The sequence below is a fragment of the Desulfobotulus alkaliphilus genome (assembly GCF_007830435.1).
GTDB classification, from domain to species: Bacteria; Desulfobacterota; Desulfobacteria; order Desulfobacterales; family ASO4-4; genus Desulfobotulus; species Desulfobotulus alkaliphilus.
Map to the genome: position 1 here is coordinate 1 of NZ_VLLC01000030.1, position 21,495 is coordinate 21,495.

Consider the following 21,495-nt stretch of genomic DNA (forward strand, 5'->3'; position numbering starts at 1 on the left):
AAAGCCGTTGTGACTTCTTCGGCTGCCAGCTGAATTTTGTGGCATACGGCGGGTATGAGCATGAGATCTGAACATCGCTGCCCAATAAAGGCCATTAGCTCAGGGAGGACCAGGGTGCCTGTATTAATGTGAAGCAGGGGCAGGATTTTGTTCATGGAAGCTCCGGAAAATTTTATGGTTCACCAGGGATGTAAGTGTTCTTGCTATATATTCAAGAAGTTTTTTTGTAATAAAACCTGATTTTATGTATCTTAAAAAAGTGGATGCTTCAAGGGGACTCACACTACCCAAATCCTCCATCAAATTCAGCCACACACTCCTAATAGTGTTTCGGGGAGGCTTTTTTCAGCCCTCAACAGGGCGCTGAGGATTCAAAAATAGTCTTTTTATGAGGAATACGTCTCAAGTATAAGGAACAGGACTCAAAACAAATCAATCTTCGGTAATTTTAGGCGCATCTATTCCTCTTGAGGCAATTTTTAGAAAAAAATAGTTGTTTACCAAAGGATCGGGCTAAACAATTAACATGCTGATCCTTTTTCTTATCTCCGATATCCAGCCAACAGCTCTTGTGCATCGTATAATCAGCACACGAGCCTTTTCATAGATGTGGGCCGGGATATGGATGAGTTTAAAACGAATAATCTTCATCTTCCGTGTAACCCAATCTTCCCCCAAAGCCAGTAGTTTCATAGCCGCGTGAAGATTCAGGGCCAGAATCATAATCCACCACCAGGCAGCATTCTCCCCAGAGTACAAGATGGAAGACGACCGCCTGCAAAATCTTCTTTCATGGCCCGGTGAACCTCTTCGCTTTCCCCGCAACGTTTGTAAAGCCATTGGATCAGTTTTTCTCCATGCCAGTCCATATTCGTCACAATACCGAAGATTTAATATTTTTTATCGTTCATTGTTGCCGCTGGAAAAGGATATTCCTTTTCTTCTTCCATTCCAGGGATTTCCTCCTGTTCCAAAATGACTTTACGGGTCGCAAGACATCTGTATTTTCTGCCATTTTTTGTATTTTTTTGACAAAAAAAGACGGCAGGGAGGGGCCGGCTTGAAGCTTTCCCACGGGTGATGCAGAAAGTGCTTTGGCTTATGTGTAATGATTTAAGTTGAATATCTCTTGTGGTCTGGACATTGCTAAGAAACATGCGGAATTGTTTCGGAGTCACAATTGATTGTGTGCTGTTCATTGTTTATTAATTTGTATTTTTCTGAATAGCAACTCACGTAGTGTTATAACATCTTGGCCTAGAGTAATATCTTGTCGGAGTCAAACTTATTTCGACCCGCGATGGACAAATATTCGTTGTTTTTAATTGTTTGAATTAAAAGGACTAAATTCAATATGTTCAGGCAGCTTTATTTCCATAACCGTTGGTTTTGTTAGGTGTTCGGGTATCGTAGCAGTATGCATTGTATACGGAATGTTCATGTGTATTGGTGCATAGGGGCATTTTCGTTTTTGGGTTGCCGTTATCAGGGGGCTGTGCCTTGTCTGATTTTGGAGCACTTTTTAATATTTTGATGATAATGGAAAATGTGTGCGGAGGGGATTATGTTCAAGTTTGCCTACGTAGTCGTATTGGTTTCTGCTGTTCTGGTTACGTTTAATCTGTTTTTTTTCTGATTGTTTTGGATTTTAGCCGTATTGGTGATTGCTGTTGATGCCATAGGGGAGGCGTTATGTTCAGGGTTTCATGGGGAGTTTCTCTGCTTTTTTTGGTTGCCGCCATTATGGCGGGCTGTTTTTTTCAGATTCTAAGGAAAACCGGGGACATGAGACCCTGAACAGCGCTCTAATGAAAAAGGAATCTCCTTTTAGCTTTTTATCATTAACTACATGACAGGAGACATAATGCAATACATGAGATTTGCCATCCTCGCCCTTGTCCTGATGGGCACAGTCCCTCTGGCGGTGTATGCTCAGGGCGCCGGTATTGAATGGGACATCCTTAACCAGGAAGGTATGGAGTTGGGCCGGACAGGCCAGTACGACCGTGCGATAATGGTCACACAAAAAGCCCTGCAGGTCGCTGAACAAAATGTGGGCCCGAACCATCCCGATGTGGCCACAAGCCTGAACAACCTGGCCTTGCTCTACTACAACCTGGGCGACTACGCTAAAGCAGAGCCCCTTTATAAGCGCTCGCTGGCAATCTGGGAGAAGGCCCTTGGGCCGAACCATCCCGATGTGGCCACAAGCCTGAACAACCTGGCCTTCCTCTATTACACCCAGGGCGACTACGCCAAGGCAGAGTCCCTTCATAAGCGCTCGCTGGCAATTCGGGAGAAGGCCCTTGGCCCAGGCCATTCCGATGTGGCCACAAGCCTGAACAACCTGGCCTTGCTCTACAACACCTTGGGCGACTACGCCAAGGCAGAACCCCTTTACAAACGCTCGCTGGCAATCCTGGAGAAGGCCCTTGGGCCGAACCATCCGAATGTAGGCGCAAGCCTGAACAACCTGGCCGGGCTCTACAACAACTTGGGCGACTACGCCAAGGCAGAGCCCCTTCTTAATCGCTCGCTGGTAATCCGGGAGAAGGCCCTTGGCCCGAACCATCCCGATGTGGCTCAAAGCCTGAACATCCTGGCTTTGCTCTATAACACCCTGGGCGACTACGCCAAGGCAGAGCCCCTTCATAAGCGTTCACTGGCAATCTGGGAGAAGGCCCTTGGCCCCGACCATCCCCATGTGGCTACAAGCCTGAACAACCTGGCCTTGCTCTATAACAACTTAGGTGACTACGCCAAGGCAGAGCCCCTTTATAATCGCTCGCTGGCAATCTGGGAGAAGGCCCTTGGGCCGAACCATCCCGATGTGGCCACAAGCCTTGAGAATCTTGCTTTTTTATATCGGGCCACAAAGCGTGATTCTGAGGCTGTGGCCCTGGAGCAGCGTGCTGCAAAGATCCGTGCCATGAAAAGATGATATGGCCAACCATTACGGGTAAAACAGGAAGATGTGCTGCCCTCCGGGCCGGAATCCGGTCCGCTCCTGCATGACCATCGGGCCATGGTCTTTAAGACCCTTAAGGTCATTAAGTTCCTTAATGACCTTAATAAAGGCTGTATTCTGCGGCAGGCAGAATCTTTGTCTGTCCATTCCCTTGAGCCGAAGCTTCTGCCCTTCCGCTATTTTTGGAGGGACGGTGTGTCATGCATGCGGGAATAAAAGCCCCATGGGATATTAACCCTTTTGATGCATCCGGCCATGGCCTCAAAAGGCGAAATGTACGGAGTCCGTGGTTCTGGATCTGGAGGCCCATGGTATTCCAGACGTTTCATCCCTTGCCGCTGGTCCGGAGGGCGAGGTGGTTCTGGCTCCCTTTGCTTTTTGAATCTGAGAGGTAGGGAGCTTTTCTGCAGGGCCGCGGACGGAACCCCAACCACCCGCAGTGTGGAACGTGAATATCTGGATCTCGTCTCTGACGGAACCCGGCTCTACGGCCTTCATGGTTATCGGAACAGCAATCTCTACCGTATCAAAGAGCCGTGTCTGTACACCGGAAAAGGGTTTGCGTCCCACCCGCTCCATGCAGTGGCAGGCCAGATCCTCAGCCATGCGGCGTCTGTCTTTGCCCGTGAAGATAAAGGGACCATAGCCCCGGAGGAGGCGTCCTTCTTCGGGGATGCAGAAGGCGGCCCCTGCCACCTCACCGGATTCCGTTTCCGCCAAAACCCCGAAAAGCTGGCCCTCTGCCGTAAGGGCGGCAAGCCTTGCCGGATGAAAGTTTTTTGTATCAGGGTTGATGCCTTTGATGTGATGAAAAAGCCGCTGCCCGCAGGCTGCCATGGTTTCCGGTGTGGGCCGGATGAGGCGGTAGAAGCGGTGGGCCGCAAGGGGAGGCGGAAGGGAAACGGGCTGGTCAAAGACCTTTTCCACGGAAAAGGTCAGGTGCAGGCGGCGGCTTTCGTCTTTTTCTAAAGAGAAAAAGTCCACCCAGCGACTGGCCAGCGCCAGCCCCAGACCGGAGGCATCTTTTTCAAGATCCGGCCGCCAGGCGAGGTTGAAGGCGGAAAGGTCCATATCCACAGGCGGGCAGGTCAGTGTCAGGGTGATGCGGTCGGCCCTTTCCTGCACCTGTATGGAAAGGGGTGTGTTTTCCGGCAAAGCCGTTGTGACTTCTTCGGCTGCCAGCTGAATTTTGTGGCATACGGCGGGTATGAGCATGAGATCTGAACATCGCTGCCCAATAAAGGCCATCAGCTCAGGGATGGCAATGGTGTTTGTGTAAATGTGAAGAAGGGGAAGGGCTTTGTTCATGGAGACTCCCGAGGATGCCTGTGTTCAGTCAATACCGCAGTACTTTGACAGGAGATGTTTTTGTGAGAAGTTTTTTTGTAATGAAAACTGATTTTATGTATCTTAAAAAAGAGGATGCTTCAAGGGAACTGTTTCACAGCACCTGTTTCCCCCTTATCCGCTGGCACCATGGGTGCTGGCAAGCACCCGACCAGCAAAGTGTGGCTGAGTCAGGGGAGTCATCAGAATATTCAATCCCTTCAGGACATGAAAACGGAGATGCAAAATGGATCATATTATCGAAGAAGTAAAGGATCTGTATCAGATTATTGCCCTGAAACCCTTCAGGAAAACTCCCGGAGTCACCTTTGATATTCTGCCCAATTCCGCCATGCCGGATATCCATTCCATGGACAGGGTGATGCACAGGGGAGGAGCCGTATCTCCGGGGCCCATAGGGGATGTGGAAAGGCCCTGGTACATGCACCCCCATCAGGCGGATAATCTCATGGTGTTTTACGGAGAAAGAACCGTGGATATTTATTCTGTGGCCCACGGAAGGGTGGAAACCTTTGTGGTGACTCCGGACAGAATTATAAAAAACGGAGACGTGATCCATGAAGGGGGCGGTATGCTGGTCTGGCCTGTGAATGTTTTCCACAGAATCCGCAGCGGAGAAGAGGGGTCCGCATCCCTGAACCTTGCCGTGCACTATGAAGGTTTTGATGTTCGTAGCAATTTTAATATCTATGATTTGAATACCCAGACAGGGGAATATCGTGTGATCCGGGAGGGATTCAAGGATCAGAGCCTGTAGGGTGGTTATTGTGCAAGACAACCGGGCTGTTTGCCAGTGACATTCATGTTTCAGATCACTGGCAAATGACCTGGTGTCTATGCACCTGCCAGCGTGGGTTCTGTCTTTGAAACCGGTGTGCAGATGCAGTCAGAAGATCTTGCCGGATGAGAGAATAAAAGGTCTCCGGGCTGGGGCTTTGAAAAAAGGTATCCCTGCCCCATGGGGCAGCCAAAGCTTTTCAAAATATCCAATTGCTTGTTCGTTTCAATGCCTTCGGCCACCACGGAAAAGCCCATGCGGGAGGAAAGCTCCATCACGCTGCGGACAATTTCCATGCATTCGGGCCTGTCCGGCAGTCCTGCCACAAAGCTTCTGTCTATCTTGATCTGGTTCAGGGTGAATTTCCTCAGGCAGGCCAGATTGGCATAACCCGTGCCAAAGTCATCAATGGCAATGCCAACCCCCATATCCCGAAGACGGTTCAGGCTGTCCATGGCCGTTTCTGACTGGGAAAAGAGCAGGCTTTCCGTGATTTCAAGGTGAAGCCTTGCCGCTTCAAAACCGCTTGCTTTCAGGGCTTCTGCCACCATGTCCGCAAAGCCCTTTTCCTCAAACTGGCGTGCGGAGACATTGACGGCAAGGTAGGGTTGATTTTCCATGCAGGGCCATGCGGCGGCTGTGTTCAGGGCCTTTTCCAGTACCTGCTGGCCCAAGGGAACGATCAGCCCGGTTTCTTCGGCAAGGGGAATGAAGTCTGCCGGGGAAACCATGGAACCATCGGTCTGCTGCCAGCGGACAAGGGCCTCAAAGCCTGCGGTTTTTCCGGTTTCAAGGTCAACGATGGGCTGAAACCACACGGGAAAGGCTTTTTGGCTGAGGGCTTCCCTCAGGGCGGCTTCCATCTCCATGGCATCCACGGCTTTGTGGTGAAAATCTTTGTGGAAAATTTCAAAACGCCCCTTGCCGCAGGCCTTGGCCCTGTACATGGCAAGGTCTGCATCCCGCATCACGGATTCCGATGTTTCGTAGCTGTTCAGGGGATAGACCATGCCGACGCTGGCACCGATGTGAACGGTTTTTCCATCCACGTCAAAGGCGCTGGCAGCGGTATCCAGTATGCGGCGGGTGATTTCCTCCACATCCTGCAGGGTGCTGACGGATGTGACGAGCAGGGCAAACTCATCTCCGCCCATGCGGGCCACCAGATCCCATGGCCGTATGTTGTCCCGGAAACGGGCAGCAACCTCGCAGAGGAGACGGTCCCCTGCGGAATGCCCCAGCGTATCGTTGACGGCCTTGAAACGGTCCAGATCCACAAACAGGACGGCACTCCGGTTTTTCTGCTCCGGATTCTGAAGAAGGCCGTCAAGGTGCCGGGCAAAAAGCCTGCGGTTGGCAAGATCCGTCAGGGCATCATGGGAGGCCTGATGACGCAGGTCTTCTTCCAGACGTTTTCTCCGGGAGATGTCTTCCATCACAAGGAAGATATCCCGGTTTTCAGGGGAGGTATGTACAGGGTAGCCCACCATGGCCACGGGAACGGGGTGGCCCTTGGCGTGGCGGGTACGGATTTCACAGTGGACGGTCTCTCCTATGCTGATGCGGGAAAGGAACTCTTTGTGCTCTTCGGGTTTTTCCGTTTCAAGGCAGGAGATGGGCTTGCCCGTAAGGCTTTCTGCGGCATAGCCGAGAATACGCTCCACACCGGGATTGGCCTCCATGACTTCCCCTTCATTGTTCACAAGAAAAATGGCCTGGGGCGCATGGGCGAAAAGCTGGCGAAAGTAGCTTTCCTGACGGATGCGGTTTCTGTTTTCCTCGTGGAGGGCCCGGGCCATGGTTTCACAGCGGGCTTTGTGGCGGGAGATGATGTGATCCTGATAGCGTTTCAATGCCACATGGTTGTCCACCCGTCTGCGGGTGATGGCCGGGGCAATGGGCTTGCGGATATAATCCACGGCTCCGATGGAAAGCCCTTCGGCTTCATCGCCCTCATCGGTTTTTGCAGTGACAAAGATCACGGGGATGTGCCGGGTCGCTTCATTTTTTTTCAGTTCCCTGCACACGGTGAAGCCATCCATTCCGGGCATCATGACATCAAGGAGGATGAGGTCGGGTTTGGCGGGGGCCCTGTGGATCAGTTCAAGGGCCTGATGACCGCTGGTGGCCACCTGTATGGCGTAGCTGTCCATGAGCAGATTGCCCAGAATATCGATGTTGGCAGGGGTGTCGTCCACGATGAGAAGACGGGCCTGCTCCATGGGTTCGGATGTCATGGGTGTACTCCCTGATGGTTTTCCTGAAATGCTGCGCTGAGGCTTGCCTGAATCTGCTGTAGAATGCTTCGGGCATTCTGGAAATCATAGCGTTCTGCCGCATCCATGAGTTTTCTGAAATCCATGGCCCTGCCGCATCCGGACAGGAGATTTTCCAGCTCAGCCGTTTTTGCCTTGGCGTTCATGCGGTTGGCTGCAAAGAGACCGTCCAGTTCCCCAAGGGCTGAGAGCACTTCCGGAAGGGGTGCTGTGCCGGATTCTGGCGAGGGACCGTTTGCGGAGGGGATGTTTTTTTCTATGGCCTCCAGTACCGCATCCATGGACTGGCTGAGCAGGGAAAGGCCTTCTTCTAAAGGCTCTTTACCTGTATCCTGAAGGATAGCGGTTTCAACGGTTTTTGCCGCCGCCGACAGACCATGGGCCCCGATGTTGGCTGCCGTGCCTTTGAGGGTGTGGGCCAGCAGCCGGGCGTTTTCCTTATCTCCCCTGCCAAGGCTGTTTTTTATTTTTTCCGGTGTTTCAGACTGGTTGCGGGCAAATTCTTCCAGCACTTTTTCATAAAGCTGACGGTTGCCAAGAAAGCGGTGGATGACCCCATGGCTGTCAAGGGGAGTTCCGTCAGGGTGGGGCTGCCCGGAAGGTCTGCGGTGGGTCGCAGGCATCGGTGCATTCTTGCCGCTGTTCTTCTGATATCCGGCCAGCATGGAAAAAAGGGCCTGGGCATTCAGGGGTTTGGTGAGGTGTCCGTCCATGCCGGCCATTCTGGAGAGGGATTCTTCCTCCATACCCGCATCTGCGGTCAGGGCGATGATGGGGATGTTTCTCCATTTTGGCAGGCTGCGGATCTTTCTGGTGGTTGCACGGCCATCCATTCCCTCCATGCGCACATCCATGAGGATGATATCCACCTCTTCCCTTTCAAGGAAGACGAGGGCTTCTGCACCGCTGGATGCGGTATGGACACAGACACCTGCGGGTATCAGCAGCTCACGGGCGATCATGCGGTTGACGCTGTTATCTTCCACCAGAAGGATGCGGAGTCCCCTAAGGTTTTCCGGTCCTGCCGGAGCAGGGCAGGGCCTTACACGGAGATCGGCCCCAAAGATTTCCATGATGGTGTCAAAGAGGGTGGAAGGCCGCAGGGGCTTGTTGAGAAAGGCCGTGCATCCGGGGCTGGCCATAGCAACGCCTTCTTCATCGGGCCGGGACCCCATGAGAATGACCGGGGGCAGAGGGTCATGGTCCTGCGCCAGTTTCCGGCAGAGGGCAAGGCCATCCGTATCCCTTAAACGGATATCAAGGAGAATGAGGTCCGGATGGGGGGCTTCTTTCAGCGTATCCAGCAGCTTTTGTCCTGTATCCGCATGGTGAAAAGAAAAACCGAAATCCTTCAGATAGCGGCCCAGTACCCTTGCCGTTACCGGGTGATCTTCCGCCACAAGGCAGTGCAGACGCTGGAGCCGTTCCGGCAGGGGCGGCCTTGTATGGGTGACGGGCTGGACAGGCAGGGCCAGGGAGAAGGAAAAGGTGCTGCCCCGGCCTTCTTTGCTGTCAAGGGTCATGTGGCCGCCCATCTGCCGGATGATACCTCTGCATATGGCAAGCCCAAGGCCTGTACCGCCGTATCTGCGGGTAATGGAACCATCGGCCTGGGTGAAGGGCAGAAAGATTTCCTTCTGATGTCTGAGGGCAATGCCCATGCCCGTATCCTTTACCTCAAAGACCGTACGCTCTGTTGCGGGATCAAAATGAACTTTGAGGCAGATATCCCCCGACTCCGTGAACTTGAGGGCATTGCCCATAAGATTGATGAGCACCTGACGGATTCTTGGCCCGTCGCCCGTGACGCATGCGGGAACGTTTTCTCTTACATCGGCAATGAGTTCGATTTCCTTTTTTCCTGCCTGCCCGGCAAAGATGGCGCAGACATCTTCCACCAGTTCCCGTATGCGGAAGGGTGCTTCGTTCAGGGGAAGACGGCCTGCACTGATACGGGAAAAATCTAAGGTGGCATTCATCTGGTCCAGAAGGGCTTTGCTGGCCGTTTGGATGATGCGCAGGTGTTCGGACTGGGCCGGGGTTACGGAAGAACGCAGAAGAACATCGCACATGCCGGAAATGGCATGGATGGGGGTACGGATTTCATGGCTCATGGTGGCAAGGAAACCGTCTTTGGCCCGGCTGGATGCTTCCGCCGCATCCCTTGCCTCTTCCAGCTGGTGATAGGCGGTTTCTAAGGCCAGGGTACGTTCCTGCACCCGCTCTTCCAGCTCACTTTCCCGGATACGGATTTTTCGGGCCATCCAGTTCATGTGGCGCATGAGGGTGATGAATTCGTTTTCATCCTCTTTCTGGGGAGGAAGGGAAAAATGGGGATCCTTTTCATCCTGAAGCCTGCGGCAGAAAACCATGATGCGGCTGAGGGGGGTGGTGACCATCCATTTGATGCCCGGTGTTTCCGGGCTGAAAAAAATGATGAAAAAGGCTGAAATCAGGGCAATGCCCAAAACATCCTGAAAGAGGCTTTCCTCAAGCAGGCCGTTGCGGCTGGCAGTGATGCCCATGATCAAAAGCGGCAGGAGGATATGGATGGCGGTGATCAGTCTGAACTGGTTGGCAAGTCGCATGGGATTCCGTTACTTTTAAAGTTTAATTGCGGAATCTTTTTAGGCATGGCTAAAAAACTTGTCAAGAACTATTTGGCTTTTTTTGGTTTCCTTCCCTTTTATCCGTGGAGGGTACTGCTACAAAACAGGGCAGTGAGAATTTTTGGTAATTATTCAGCACCGTTTCCGAACGGCCAATGCTGTAGTTGCAGCAGCTTCGTACTGTTGCAAGGCTCCGTGGCTATTTGCAAGTGACATTGCAATCGTTTCGTCACGGGCAAATAGCCTGGGGCCTGTGCATCTGCCTTGCAGGTATGGTACCTGGAAAACAGTAGCTGGGATTGGGTGATCATCAGATAGAGTGTAAGAACCGGCTGGAGGGCTTATTCTCTGTGGAAGGTTCTGGGGAAAATGCTTTGTCTCTGGCTGTCAAGTTCTTCCTGTGTGGGGGCGGTGCCCTCCCTGTAAACCACTTCAAAATCCGTTATGGTGATGCTTCTCACCGGCGTTGTGAGAATGTTGTCTGCTACCCGTTTGACAATCTTTCTCATGCGCTTTCCTTTGTCATCCATTTGCCTGCTGGTGTAGGGCCGGATGATGAGATCCATGGCGTAACGCATTCTCTCCCTTTGTCTGTGGGATTCCAGAACGCCTTCCTGATCGGAAAAACCAAGGGTGATTTCCGCTTTGACATAGCTGCCGTCTTCCGCTGTTCCCATGTAGGAAAAGCTGTACTTGTAGGGCGCTTCCCCCATGAGAAAAGCCAGTTTTTCACAACCCTGAAAAAGAAAAGGCAGAAGGAGCAGGATGAAAAATCTGTATTCTGTCAAAGGGTGGCGCATTTTTCCTCCAAAGCGTAAAGACGGGGGATCGCCTGAGGGGAGCAGAAGAGATCTTGTACGGGATGCATTCAGGCGATGTGATAAAGGCCCGGCTCCACCGGGAGCCGGACCCTTCTTTCTTGTGGAAATATCCCGCCATGCCAGCATCAGAGACAGCAACATCAGATATTGATGGCATCCGTATTGGCCAGAAGCCGCTTCAGCTCTTTTTCCCACTGGGAACCACCGATGCGCAGGGCAAGTTCTTCGGTGATATGACGGGGAATGATGCCGAGGTCCATGTTGCGGCCAAGGCCCTGAATACAGGAGGGACAGTTTGTAAGTAGCACGGGAGGCTCACTGCTGTCCAGCCCCTTCAGTGTTCTTTGGAGGGTGGCATGTTTGCGAAGCCGCATGCGGTTGGTGATGTCCGTGCGGCTTAAGGCCATGGTGCCTGCCTCAGAGCAGCAGTGGGGGGTGTTTTTCAGGGTCTCGCCGCTTGTTTCCCGGAAAAGCCGGATGGCATTTCCTTCCATGGAATCATGGCAGGGAGCATGGTAAAGCCGGACACTCTCTTCCTTTGGAACCCCAAGGCCCTTTTCCATGACAAAGCGGGAGGCATCCGTGATCTGGCAGTCAAAGATATTCTGTGTGCCCAGCTCTTCAAGGGCCTCTTTGCAGGTGCCGCAGGTGACAACACAGGCGTCAAAGGTCAGGTAGCGAAGCATTTCCCTTGTCTGGTTGAACAAAATGGTGTTGCGCAGATGCAGATGATCCCGTTGCAGGGTTTCCGCATTGACGGTGGCAGGGAAGCTGCAGCAGAGGTAGGGAGGAGGCAGGACCACCCGGACACCGGCTTTGAGCAGGATATAAATGCCTGCCCGGCTGATGACGCTGTGCAGCCGTTCGGAGCCGCAGCCGGGGAAGTAGAATACCGTGGCAGTGGCTTCGCCCTGGGGTTCCATGAGCAGCACCTGATTGGGCCCGCAGGCGGGCAGCACATCACGCAGTGTCTCTTTGGGTAAAGATGGCATGGGCGCATCCAGAAGCTGCAGGGGTTTTAAGTTTTTCACCCATGCGGGATTCAGGGGAGAAAAGCTTGCTTTTCCGATATGGAAGGGGCTTTTTTTCCGGATACGGGCCACAGCCTTTGCTCCCAGGCGCTGGGCTTCTCCACCAAAGCGCAGTACACCTTTGCGGAAAATCGTATTGGGGAGCTGGGCGTTGCTTTTGAGGTAGGCCAGCACCATGCGGGTGGGCAGCACCTTCCGTTTGTATCTGAGGGCGGCCAGAATTTCCCTTTCCAGTATGGAAACTTCACCGGTATCAATGTCCACGGGGCAGGGAATTTTGCATTTGTGGCAGATGGTGCAGTGGTCTGCGATTTCCTCCAGATGGCGCAGGGCACGGAAGCGGCCCGTATGGGTGCGCTGGGCATCATAGAGGATGGCCTCGATGAGGGCGGCCACCGCAAGGTTCTTGTTTCTGGGGTGATAGAAAAGGTTCTGCTGGGGATAAAAGGTGCAGCAGTCTGCCTTGCATTTACCGCAGCGGACACATTTGGCGATTTTATCGGAAAGCTCCTTCAGGGAGCCGTGCTGCAGAATTTTGGCCTCAATGCCCAGAAGATTGAAGGAAGGCGTGAAGACCTTTTCCGGGACTAAAGGGTCTTCCAGTTTGCCGGGGTTCATGACATTTTTGGGATCCACCTTCTTGCGGTACTGGCTCAGGGCAAGGATCTGCTCCTTATCAAAATATTTCATCTTTGTGATGCCGATGCCATGCTCCCCGGATACCACACCGCCTAAGGCCACTGCCTTTTCCATGACATCATCGGCGGTTTTGTTGGCTCTGGCCATCATTTCAAGGTCATTGGAGAATACGGGGATGTTGACATGGATATTCCCGTCTCCCGCATGCATGTGGGTGGCAAGGATGATCTGTCTGGACCTGACAGCGGCAATGAGTTCTGCAATTTCTGCGGATATTTTTTTATAGCCCTGAAAAAGTTCAAGGATATCTTCCTGAAATTCCCTGAGCAGACTTTCTGCGGCCAGTTCTTCGTGGGTGGCGGAGCTTAGGGCCAGAAGGGTATCTTCGCAGAGCTGTACCGCTGTGGCTGCCTTGCTTTTCACCCATTCTTTGTCTTCCGCATCCGCAGGCTGGGCGGTATCCAGATACATGCGGACGGCATCCACGGCAGCCCGCTGGTTGTAGCGGTTTTCCTCGCCATTGTAATCTTCGGCAAAGCGGGCAAAGGCGGCCAGCTGTGGCAGGGGCAGAACTATATCCTCATTGAGCTTGAAGGCATTGGTGCGGGCCGCAATGGCACCGAAACGCTTGCGGTCCTGCCAGAAGCGTGTGGCTTCGGCCTTGTCTTTGGCAAAGAAGATTTCCGTGTTGGGGTAGGGTTCAAGGAGGCGCGCCAGATTGTCCTTGCCCCGCTCCAGCTGCTCCGGCCTGTGGGCCACCATGTCCACCAGCAGTACGGCCTTGGGAATTTCACTGCGTGCCGCTTTAACCTTATACCCTATGGCTTTGATGTATTCATCATCAAAGTGCTCTAAGGCCATGAGGGCTTCTTCGCCCCTGTTTTCAAAGGTTTCGGACAGGGCGACGATTACCCGGCTGGCCTCCTCCATGTCTTTGCCGAAAAACTCCAGACAGCAGGTGGCCTTTTCCTCATAGGCTTCATAAAGGATGAATTCTGCGGATGTGATGACACCATCGCAGCCTTCCTTCTGGATACCGGGAACCCCTGCCAGCGCCTTGTTGGTGATGTCCTTCCACAGCCCGGGTTTGCGGATTTCACTGCCAAGGATACGGATTTCTTCCGTATGCATGGTTTTTAAGTCTTTGACCGCATAGGCCACCACATCTTCGGGCTGGATTTTCCGCATGGGATGGTTGGTCCGGCGGACTTCCAGAAAGCGGCCGTCGGGCATGGCGATTTTGAAGGCAACAAGGTTGTCGATGGCCGTACCCCAGAGCACGGCGGTTTTGCCACCGGCGTTTTCCGCAATATTACCGCCGATGGTGCAGGCCCAGGCAGAGGTGGGGTCCGTTGCGAAGACCAGGTTTCTTACTTCTGCAGCCTTCATGGCCGCTTCCGTGACCACACCGGCCTCAAGGCGGATGACGGGCATATGTTTTTCAATGCCGTCGTCTCCGGTAAAGGGCTGTTCCTCAATGCCGTGGATATGGTTGAGTTTTTCCGTATTCACCATGATGCAGCGGTCCCGTACGGGAACAGATCCGCCCGTAAGGCCTGTTCCCGCACCTCGGGGAATGGCGTGCATGCCCATGTCTCCGATGGCGGCCAGAATCCGGGGAACCTGATGTTCTTCGGAAGGGCGCACCACGGCAAAGGGCAGGCAGAGCCGCCAGTCCGTGGCATCGGTGGCGTGGCTGTTCAGGCTGAAGGGGTCAAAATAAATGCTTTCTTCTCCGGTGATGGGAGCCAGACGCTTTTTTACCTTGCGCCGCAGGGCCTTTATTTCGCGGATTTCCTTCTGCAGTTCCCCAAGGCGGGTGTGGCAGCGGTCCAGAACAATCTGTACATCGGAATTGAGGGCCGCCTCGGCAACGGCCTTGAGATCCTTGCCCGCATTGGTGAAGAATTCCTTTTGTCTGCGGTGGGAATTGATGAGATCCTCATAAACAAAGGGGTTTCTCCTGAGAATGAAGAGATCGCCAGCAAAGCGCATGAGGAGCTGGGCGGAACGGCCCGTCACCCGCTGGCTCCTGAGGTTTTCCAGGACCTGCCAGATATCATTGCCAAGGATCTGGCAGATTACCTGACGGTCGTCGGCGGAAGTGTAGTTGTACGGGATTTCCCGGTAATTGACATTCATGGGGCAGACCTCCCGGATATGGCATAAGGATGTCGGGCATCCTGACTGCTTATAAAAGGAAAAAAAGGGAAACGAACCCGCATAGGGGATGTTTCCCGGCAGGGGAATCCGGGATGAATCTGGCCGGATTCCGACTTTACAGCCCGCATCTACCTACCATTTTATGGAGGAAAAAGGCAAGGAGAAGGGCAGGAGGGATGTACTTAAAATTCTGAATACGGGAAGGGGACGTCCGTAGATGGTTCCCGTGATTTTTTTCTGGAAAAAATGATATTTCCAAGTTATGCTGAAAGAGGATTTCATGAATAAAAGTTTGGTCTTGTGCTTTTTTTGCGTCAGGTGATGGCATCAGCGTTTCTGCTGCTGTTATGGAGAACTGCAAAGGCGTCTTTTTTCAAAGGCTGGATGTTTGTAACTGGGCACAAAACACTGTTAGTCATATGGGTCTTGCCTTTGTGAGGTGTCTTTGGTTTCGGGGTCGGGGTTGTGTATGGTCCGGGCAGGGCAGGGTAATGGTAAAGTAAGAACAGCGAGGTGCACCGGCTTTGAAATGAGAATGGATATCCTGTGGTTGTGGCAGGCTGCTGCCATGAATCGCAATCATTAAAATACTGTAACCTTACGTCTTGAGACAAGGAGATGCGTATGGCAATTCAGGATGAAATTCCCAAGTCACGCCTGACACTCAGGTACAGAACGGAAATCAACGGGCAGCCCGAGGATGTGCAGTTGCCACTAAGGCTGCTGGTCACAGGGGATTATTCCCTGGGCAGTTCCAAGGACCGCAAGGTGGACCTTGATGAACGTCAGCTCCGGAACATGGATGGCAGAAACACCGATGCTGTCATGAAGGATATGGGTGTGAAGCTGAGCTTTACGGTTCCCAACCGCATTGATCCGGAGAAAGAAGAGGATATGCAGGTGGAAATTCCCATTGAAGGTATGCGGGGCTTTTCCCCTGAGCAGGTAGCCCAGAAAATTCCAAGGGTCAAAGGGCTTTTGACCCTGAAGAGCCTGCTTGAGGAGGTGAATTCCAACATTGATAACCGCAAGGAATTCAGAAGGCTTCTCAGTGATCTTGTCAGCAATCCGGATGCCCTTTCCAAAATGCAGGAGGAGCTGAAGGCCTTTGACAGCTTTAAGCTTCCCGACAATTCTTCCACACCTGCGGGTTAAGGGCAGGCCTTGGGTTTCTGTTCAATATTTCCTTTCTGATTCCTATTCTATCCACATCTTATTTTCCTTCTACCCTTTACATATAAGGAATAAACGCTATGGCGGATGAAACTTTGCAGGAAGTTAAAACCGAAGAGCAGACCGAGGCCCTGGATCTGAAGCGTTTTCTTTCCAGTATGCGCCTCAGTACAGAGGTGAGTGAGCCTGTACCCATGGTACAGGACGGCCTTGCCACGGTTCAGGAGAATGTGAGTGATGAAGACAGGTTTATTTCCGGCCTTGCAGCCCTGCTGATGAATGTGGACCCTGCAACGGGTCGTTTTGACAAGGCCATTATTCTGGATCTTATTGCAAAAATCGACAAAATGGTGAACAGCCAGCTCAATGAGATCATTCACCATGAAACCTTTAAGAAGGTGGAATCGAGCTGGCGCTCCCTCAATGATCTGATCCTGAACACCAATTTCAAAGCCAATGTCATGATCGACATTCTTGACGTGTCCAAGGACGAGCTTTTTGAGGATTTTGAGTCCAATGCCGTGGACATAACGGGCAGCGCCCTCTTTAAAAAGGTGTATGTGGCAGAATACGATCAGTATGGTGGCAAGCCCTTTGGAAGCATTGTGGGATTGTACGAGTTCAGTCATACGCCCCAGGATGAGTTCTGGCTGAAAACCATGGGCAAGGTTGCCGCAGCCAGCCATGCACCCTTTATCGGTTCCGTATCCCCCCGCTTTTTCGGCTGTGAATCCATAGAGGAACTGGCGGGTATCAAGGATCTTGAAGGTCTCATGAGCCATCCCAAGTACGGATCATGGAACAAGCTCAGGGATTCTGAGGAGGCCGCCTACATTGGTCTTACCCTGCCAAGATACATTGCACGGCTTCCCTATGATCCTGTAACCAATCCTACGGGCGATCTGATTTTCAGGGAGGAGGTGAAGGGTAACGACAACAAGGACTATGTCTGGGGCAGCAGCGCAGCCCTCTTTGCCCAGAATATGGTCAGATCCTTTGCCCAGTCTGGCTGGTGTCAGCATATCCGCGGACCCAAGGGGGGCGGACTGGTTTCAGGCCTTCCCGTACATACCTTCAATGTGCGGGGTGAGGATGAGATCAAGGTACCTGTGGAAATGGTTATTCCTGATTACAGGGAGCTTGAGTTCGCCAATGCCGGTTTCATGCCCCTTGTTTACAGAAAGGGAACGGCGGATGCCACCTTCTTCAGTGCCCAGTCCCTTAAAAAAGCCAAGAAATTCAAAGATCCCAAAGACTCGGAAAATGCCCAGCTTGTCACCAACCTTTCCTATACCTTTTCCATTACCCGCATTGCCCATTATGTGAAATGCATCATGAGGGATAACATCGGCAGCACGGCCGATGCATCCTATATCAAGCAGACCCTTGAAGGCTGGATTTTTAAATATGTAACAACAGCGGTAAATCCCGACGACCTTACGCTCCGTTATTACCCCTTTAAGGCGGCAGCGGTGGAGGTGGCCCCCAGGGAAGGTATGATCGGGTGGTACGACTGTGGTATCAGCATTCTTCCCCATATTCAGTTTGAAGGCATGGATGTGGAACTGAGGCTGGATGCAAGGCTTTAGGCAATTACCTGTGATGAAACTGTCTTTAACGCACCCTTTTCATTCTATCAAGGAGGAAGGTCATGGCTGAGTCTTCATTCAACTGCAGTGTGTATCAGGGGTTCAATTTTCAGAAAGACGGTCAGGAGCTTGTGGGGCATCTGGTATCCCTCACCATCGGCGATGAGGAAATGACAGCGGATATGGATGTAACGGATCCCACATCGGCGAATATGTCCGAATATGTCAAGGTGGTTGGGGTTATTTCCAAGATTTACTGGAATGGCGGCTATGCGGACCCCATCCAGCTTGCCTTTCAGGTGAGTACGGCGGTGAAAAACAAGGTGGCCATGCTCCAGCACCAGAGCCTTTCCAATACGGAAGTGGTGATGAAGTTCAATATTTATGACTATGACCCCGATGCCAAAATGTATTATCTCTGCTTTCATTCCGACGATACGGACCTGAAGGGTCTTATCATGAAGTCCGGCGGGGATCTTGCCATCAACATCGACATGGATCAGTCCATGGAGGTGGTAAGCCCCAAGAATTATACCATGAGCCTTGGTGTCATGCCCCAGCCCGAGAGTCAGGACATTCACCTTGCCGTATCCAATACGGATAAGTTTGTTAAAAAATGGGGCGTTACCGTGGGCTGATTGGCGTGGTGCAGGATTATGATGCAGGCACAGGTTTGTTCTGTGCCTGCAGAAACATTCTGCCTCTTTACCCTGCATTTTTCTTATATCCTTATTTTTTGAGGTTGATACATGGATAAGCTGGCTCGCATACGCTGGGAAATGGGTCAGACTCTTCTCCCCGGACATCTCATTGCCCAGGAAGACGCCCTTGCTGCCGAGTGTGATGCACGGTTCAGAATCCTTGGCCTGCCATCCCATGGTATTGCAAGGCTGCAGCTTAACACCTCCCTTCTGGCCGAGGGTGTGCTTGCTGTCCAGCATCTCAGTCTTGTCATGCCCTCGGGTATTTTCCTCGACATTCCGGGTAATGCCAGGGCTGAATCCCTGAACATGAATACCTTTGGCAGGTCCGCTCTTTCCCTTTATCTCCATCTGCTTTCCGCTGATGCGGAAGGAGGTTCAGAACATGGAGAAGATGACAGCGACGGTATTCCCCGCAGGCTGCATTCCCTTGTGATTTCAACGGATCAGGCCCGTACGGGGGCTTTGGAAACCATGCGTCTGGGTGTCTTTGTGAGAGACCCTGAGGGGAAATGGTCCCTTGGAAGCGAGGGCGTGCCGCCTTTGCTTCAGTTGGGTGCTTCTCCTTATTTCAAGGCGGAAACTGCTGAGCTGATACAGATACTTGAGGTTTTTCAACATAAGCTATCCCAGAATATTTCAGCCAGTTATCTCAGCGGAGACAGCATGTTCAGCGCAAGGGAGTGTCTGAAAAGCGCCCTTCGTACCCAGCGCTTTCTTGCCAATATCTCCGGACATATACGGCTGCATCCCTATCATCTTTATGAAATGCTGAAAGATCTTCTTACGGAGGTGGCCTTTTACAGGAATCTCATGCCCGAACATGTGCTTGAGCCCTATGACCATGAAGATCCTGCGGCCTGTTTCGGTAAAATCATTAACCCCCTTTATGAGCATATCCGGTATTTTCAGCGCAGTTCTCCCTATCTTCCCTTTGAAAGCAGAGACGGTCTTCTTCAGCTTGTCTTTCCTGAAGAGGTGAGTCGGGCAAAGGAGGTGTATCTCCTTGTTCAGAAATCCCAGGTGCAGGAGCGTATCTTTCTGGATAATATTAAAATTACGGCGAAAAGCAGGCTTTCTCTGGTACACAGGCTTGCCCTTCAGGGGATACCGCTGTCAAGGCTGGAAAGGCCCCCTTTTCAGCATATGTTCGGACCGGAGGTGGATTTTTACCGGCTTCATCCGGGGGATGAATGGGATCAGGCCATCAAGGATAAGTCGCTGGTGTTCTACGAACCTCCTTCCATGAAGGAGATGAGGTTCTTTCTTTACTGGAGGGAAAACTGAAATATGGCATTGTTCAGAAAGTTTTCACGGGCTCCGGGCAGTCTGAGTGAAGAGCAGAAAGAAATTAACGATATTATTGAGCACCTGAATGCCATCCTGAATACCAAAAAACACTATGGATCTCCCCTTGGGAATCTGGGTATGGAAGATTTGAGTCATTACCGGTCAAAGGCTGCCATAGGCCGCATCATTATGGAAGAAATCAGGTACAATATAGAAAACTTTGAGCCAAGGCTTGAGATTGTAAGCATAGAGCATCTGGAAAAAGAAACTCCCATGCATCTTTTTTTCCGCCTTAGGTGCAGACTCCTTGGAAAATCCCAGGAGATGGAAGTGGTTTTTGATTCCGCAAGCAGTTTTTTCAGGCTGAATCAGGCAGGCAGATAAAGGCTTTCTTTTATGCGGTCCGAAGAACGGAGACATCTTAATTTTTCAGGCGAGGTCCCATGTTTACTGATGCATTGTCAATCGGTCTGAAGCTGAATTTATCAGGTAAGGAGGTCTCTGTTCCTGCGGGCAATATCAAGTCTCTGGAGCTGGATCTTTATTCATGGGGTTACAGGGGAAGGGCTGTTTTTATGGTTTCCCTTGAAAAGGAGCAGGATGAGGTATTTGATGCCTTTACCGGGAAAAAGCTGATTACCCTTGATATTTCCATCAAGCCCCATTTTATCCCCAAAGGCATCACCGTTGCCCCCCTTTGCGTCAAGGCCCTTGTGACGGCAAAATCCCTTTTGCGGGAGCAGACCATAGAAGGCGGAGCTCTTGTAGGAAATCCTGTTGTTTACAGGGTTTATTCCATTGATTTTGCGGATAAGGCTCAGGTTCTGTGGCCCTTCCACCGGCCCTGCGATCTGATGGTGGATCAAAGCATGAAGGATCTTCTGGAGGCCCATAAAAGTGCTGAAGTGACACTGAAGTATGAGTGGGAGCTTCTGGATGAGATACACCCCATGCTTTCCCTCGGCCTTGGAGCAGGGGAGGGCAGCTCGCATTTCTATGATTTTATTATCTGGTATGTTTCCTTCCATGGCGGTGTTTTTACCTGCAGTGCCAAAGACAGTGCATACACCTTTGCTGCTGAAAAAAAGGCAGACGGAGAGCCTGTATCTCTGAATTCAGAAGACATACTTTCCGTTCGGGTGGATTTTCCCCAAACCCAGAGGCATAAGCCCTGTCTGCTTAATGGCTATTCGGAAAACCCTATGAATCAGGATGTTTCGGAAAATCCCGATGGTGTGTCTGGACTGCGGCGGGATTTCCTTGAGAGATACCCTCTGGCTGCGGATTTTACGGCAAGGCAGGAACTGGAAAAGGAAAAGTTCAGGATAAGGGAGCATGAATTATTCATCGAGTTTTCAAAATGGCCCATGACACTCCTTGATGCAGGACTTCTTTTCAAACTGAAAGGGTCTCTCTGGGGGAAAAAGCTTTTTACCGAAGAAAAAACATACAGACTGCGCAGTCTTCATATCCGGGCCATGGCCACGGATCAGAACCCTGTGGCCGATCACAACATGACCTTCAACCGCTATGAAACGGCCCTTTCCTGCAGGCTGGAAACCCTTGATGAGGCCTTTGTGGATCTGCCGGATTTCATCCCCCCTGTTTATCCCTTCCATGTGGAGGGCAAAATAATCAGTGATGAATGGGATGAAGAGGACATCAGCTATGAAATGCATGAGGATGACGATACCTCGGAGCAGCAGTACAGGGTAAAAATTCCCCTCTGGGATAATCAGGAGGTCAAGGCACCCTATATGCCCCTTGTCCATTCCGGACATTTTTACTTTCCTGTTTATAAGGATGCAAGGGTGCTTGTGGCCCTTGATTTTCAGAAGGCAGCCATTGTTTCCTGTCTGGACTGGCGGGGGGAGGCAAGGGTGCCCCAGGATACCCAGGGCAACAGGATTTTCATGGGCCTGAAGCCGGACAGCCGCACAGCCATCAGCCATACCTATGAAAACAAGCTGCCTGTTTTCACCATGGAGCGGGTGGAGGATAAGGATACGGAGACCATCGTTTTTTCAGACGGTAATCTTCTGATTCAGACCTGCGAGAAAAAGGAATAGGCAAAAGCCGGGGATCATACGCCCGGCTTTTTGACATCCGC

The 21,495-nt window shown here is 51.9% G+C and carries 14 protein-coding genes; 9 read left to right on the top strand and 5 right to left on the bottom strand.

From position 1 onward, the window contains the following. Positions 1-760: 760 nt before the first annotated feature. Positions 761-979 (top strand): hypothetical protein, encoded by a 219-nt coding sequence (locus LZ24_RS17320; protein WP_186443169.1) that lies wholly within the window; start codon positions 761-763, stop codon positions 977-979. Between the two features lie 885 nt (positions 980-1,864). After that, entirely contained in the window at positions 1,865-2,941 is a 1,077-nt protein-coding gene (locus LZ24_RS14160; RefSeq protein WP_144686266.1) for a tetratricopeptide repeat protein, read from the top strand. Between the two features lie 288 nt (positions 2,942-3,229). Here the strand turns inward: LZ24_RS14160 and LZ24_RS14165 are convergent, their stop codons facing one another. Then, a complete protein-coding gene (locus LZ24_RS14165) occupies positions 3,230-4,276 on the bottom strand; it encodes a hypothetical protein (protein WP_144686268.1) in 1,047 nt (348 codons plus the stop codon). Positions 4,277-4,541: 265 nt separating this feature from the next. Between LZ24_RS14165 and LZ24_RS14170 the strand changes: the two genes are divergently transcribed. Further along, entirely contained in the window at positions 4,542-5,072 is a 531-nt protein-coding gene (locus tag LZ24_RS14170; RefSeq protein WP_144686270.1) for a hypothetical protein, read from the top strand. 77 nt (positions 5,073-5,149) lie between these two features. On the opposite strand, the gene LZ24_RS14175 is transcribed toward LZ24_RS14170, so the two are convergent. From LZ24_RS14175 to LZ24_RS14190, 4 genes are all read right to left on the bottom strand, one after another. Then, complete coding sequence (locus tag LZ24_RS14175) at positions 5,150-7,330, bottom strand: putative bifunctional diguanylate cyclase/phosphodiesterase (RefSeq protein ID WP_144686272.1); 2,181 nt, start codon at positions 7,328-7,330, stop codon at positions 5,150-5,152. Then, positions 7,327-9,957, bottom strand: a complete 2,631-nt coding sequence (locus LZ24_RS14180; protein WP_144686274.1) for a response regulator — start codon at positions 9,955-9,957, stop codon at positions 7,327-7,329. The genes LZ24_RS14175 and LZ24_RS14180 overlap by 4 nt, the downstream gene beginning before the upstream one ends. Positions 9,958-10,319: 362 nt before the next feature. After that, entirely contained in the window at positions 10,320-10,940 is a 621-nt protein-coding gene (locus LZ24_RS14185) for a hypothetical protein (RefSeq protein WP_222427651.1), read from the bottom strand. Continuing rightward, entirely contained in the window at positions 10,940-14,611 is a 3,672-nt protein-coding gene (locus tag LZ24_RS14190) for a DUF3683 domain-containing protein (RefSeq protein ID WP_144686278.1), read from the bottom strand. Before LZ24_RS14190 ends, LZ24_RS14185 begins: the two co-directional genes overlap by 1 nt. Positions 14,612-15,256: 645 nt before the next feature. Between LZ24_RS14190 and tssB the strand changes: the two genes are divergently transcribed. From tssB to LZ24_RS14220, 6 genes are all read left to right on the top strand, one after another. After that, positions 15,257-15,787: a type VI secretion system contractile sheath small subunit gene (gene tssB / locus LZ24_RS14195; protein ID WP_144686280.1), complete on the top strand. Its 531-nt coding sequence runs from the start codon at positions 15,257-15,259 to the stop codon at positions 15,785-15,787. Between the two features lie 98 nt (positions 15,788-15,885). After that, positions 15,886-17,394 carry a type VI secretion system contractile sheath large subunit gene (tssC, locus tag LZ24_RS14200; protein ID WP_144686282.1) on the top strand — a complete coding sequence of 503 codons (1,509 nt, stop codon included), beginning with the start codon at positions 15,886-15,888 and terminating at the stop codon, positions 17,392-17,394. 62 nt (positions 17,395-17,456) lie between these two features. Continuing rightward, the gene (locus tag LZ24_RS14205; protein ID WP_144686284.1) at positions 17,457-18,032 is read left to right on the top strand and encodes a hypothetical protein; all 576 of its coding nucleotides are present in this window, start codon (positions 17,457-17,459) and stop codon (positions 18,030-18,032) included. A gap of 111 nt (positions 18,033-18,143) precedes the next feature. Further along, positions 18,144-19,382 (top strand): type VI secretion system baseplate subunit TssK, encoded by a 1,239-nt coding sequence (tssK, locus tag LZ24_RS14210; protein WP_144686286.1) that lies wholly within the window; start codon positions 18,144-18,146, stop codon positions 19,380-19,382. Between the two features lie 3 nt (positions 19,383-19,385). After that, positions 19,386-19,769, top strand: a complete 384-nt coding sequence (tssE, locus tag LZ24_RS14215) for a type VI secretion system baseplate subunit TssE (protein ID WP_144686288.1) — start codon at positions 19,386-19,388, stop codon at positions 19,767-19,769. A 59-nt stretch (positions 19,770-19,828) separates the two neighbouring features. After that, the gene (locus LZ24_RS14220) at positions 19,829-21,454 is read left to right on the top strand and encodes a hypothetical protein (protein ID WP_144686290.1); all 1,626 of its coding nucleotides are present in this window, start codon (positions 19,829-19,831) and stop codon (positions 21,452-21,454) included. The last annotated feature ends 41 nt before the right edge of the window (positions 21,455-21,495 follow it).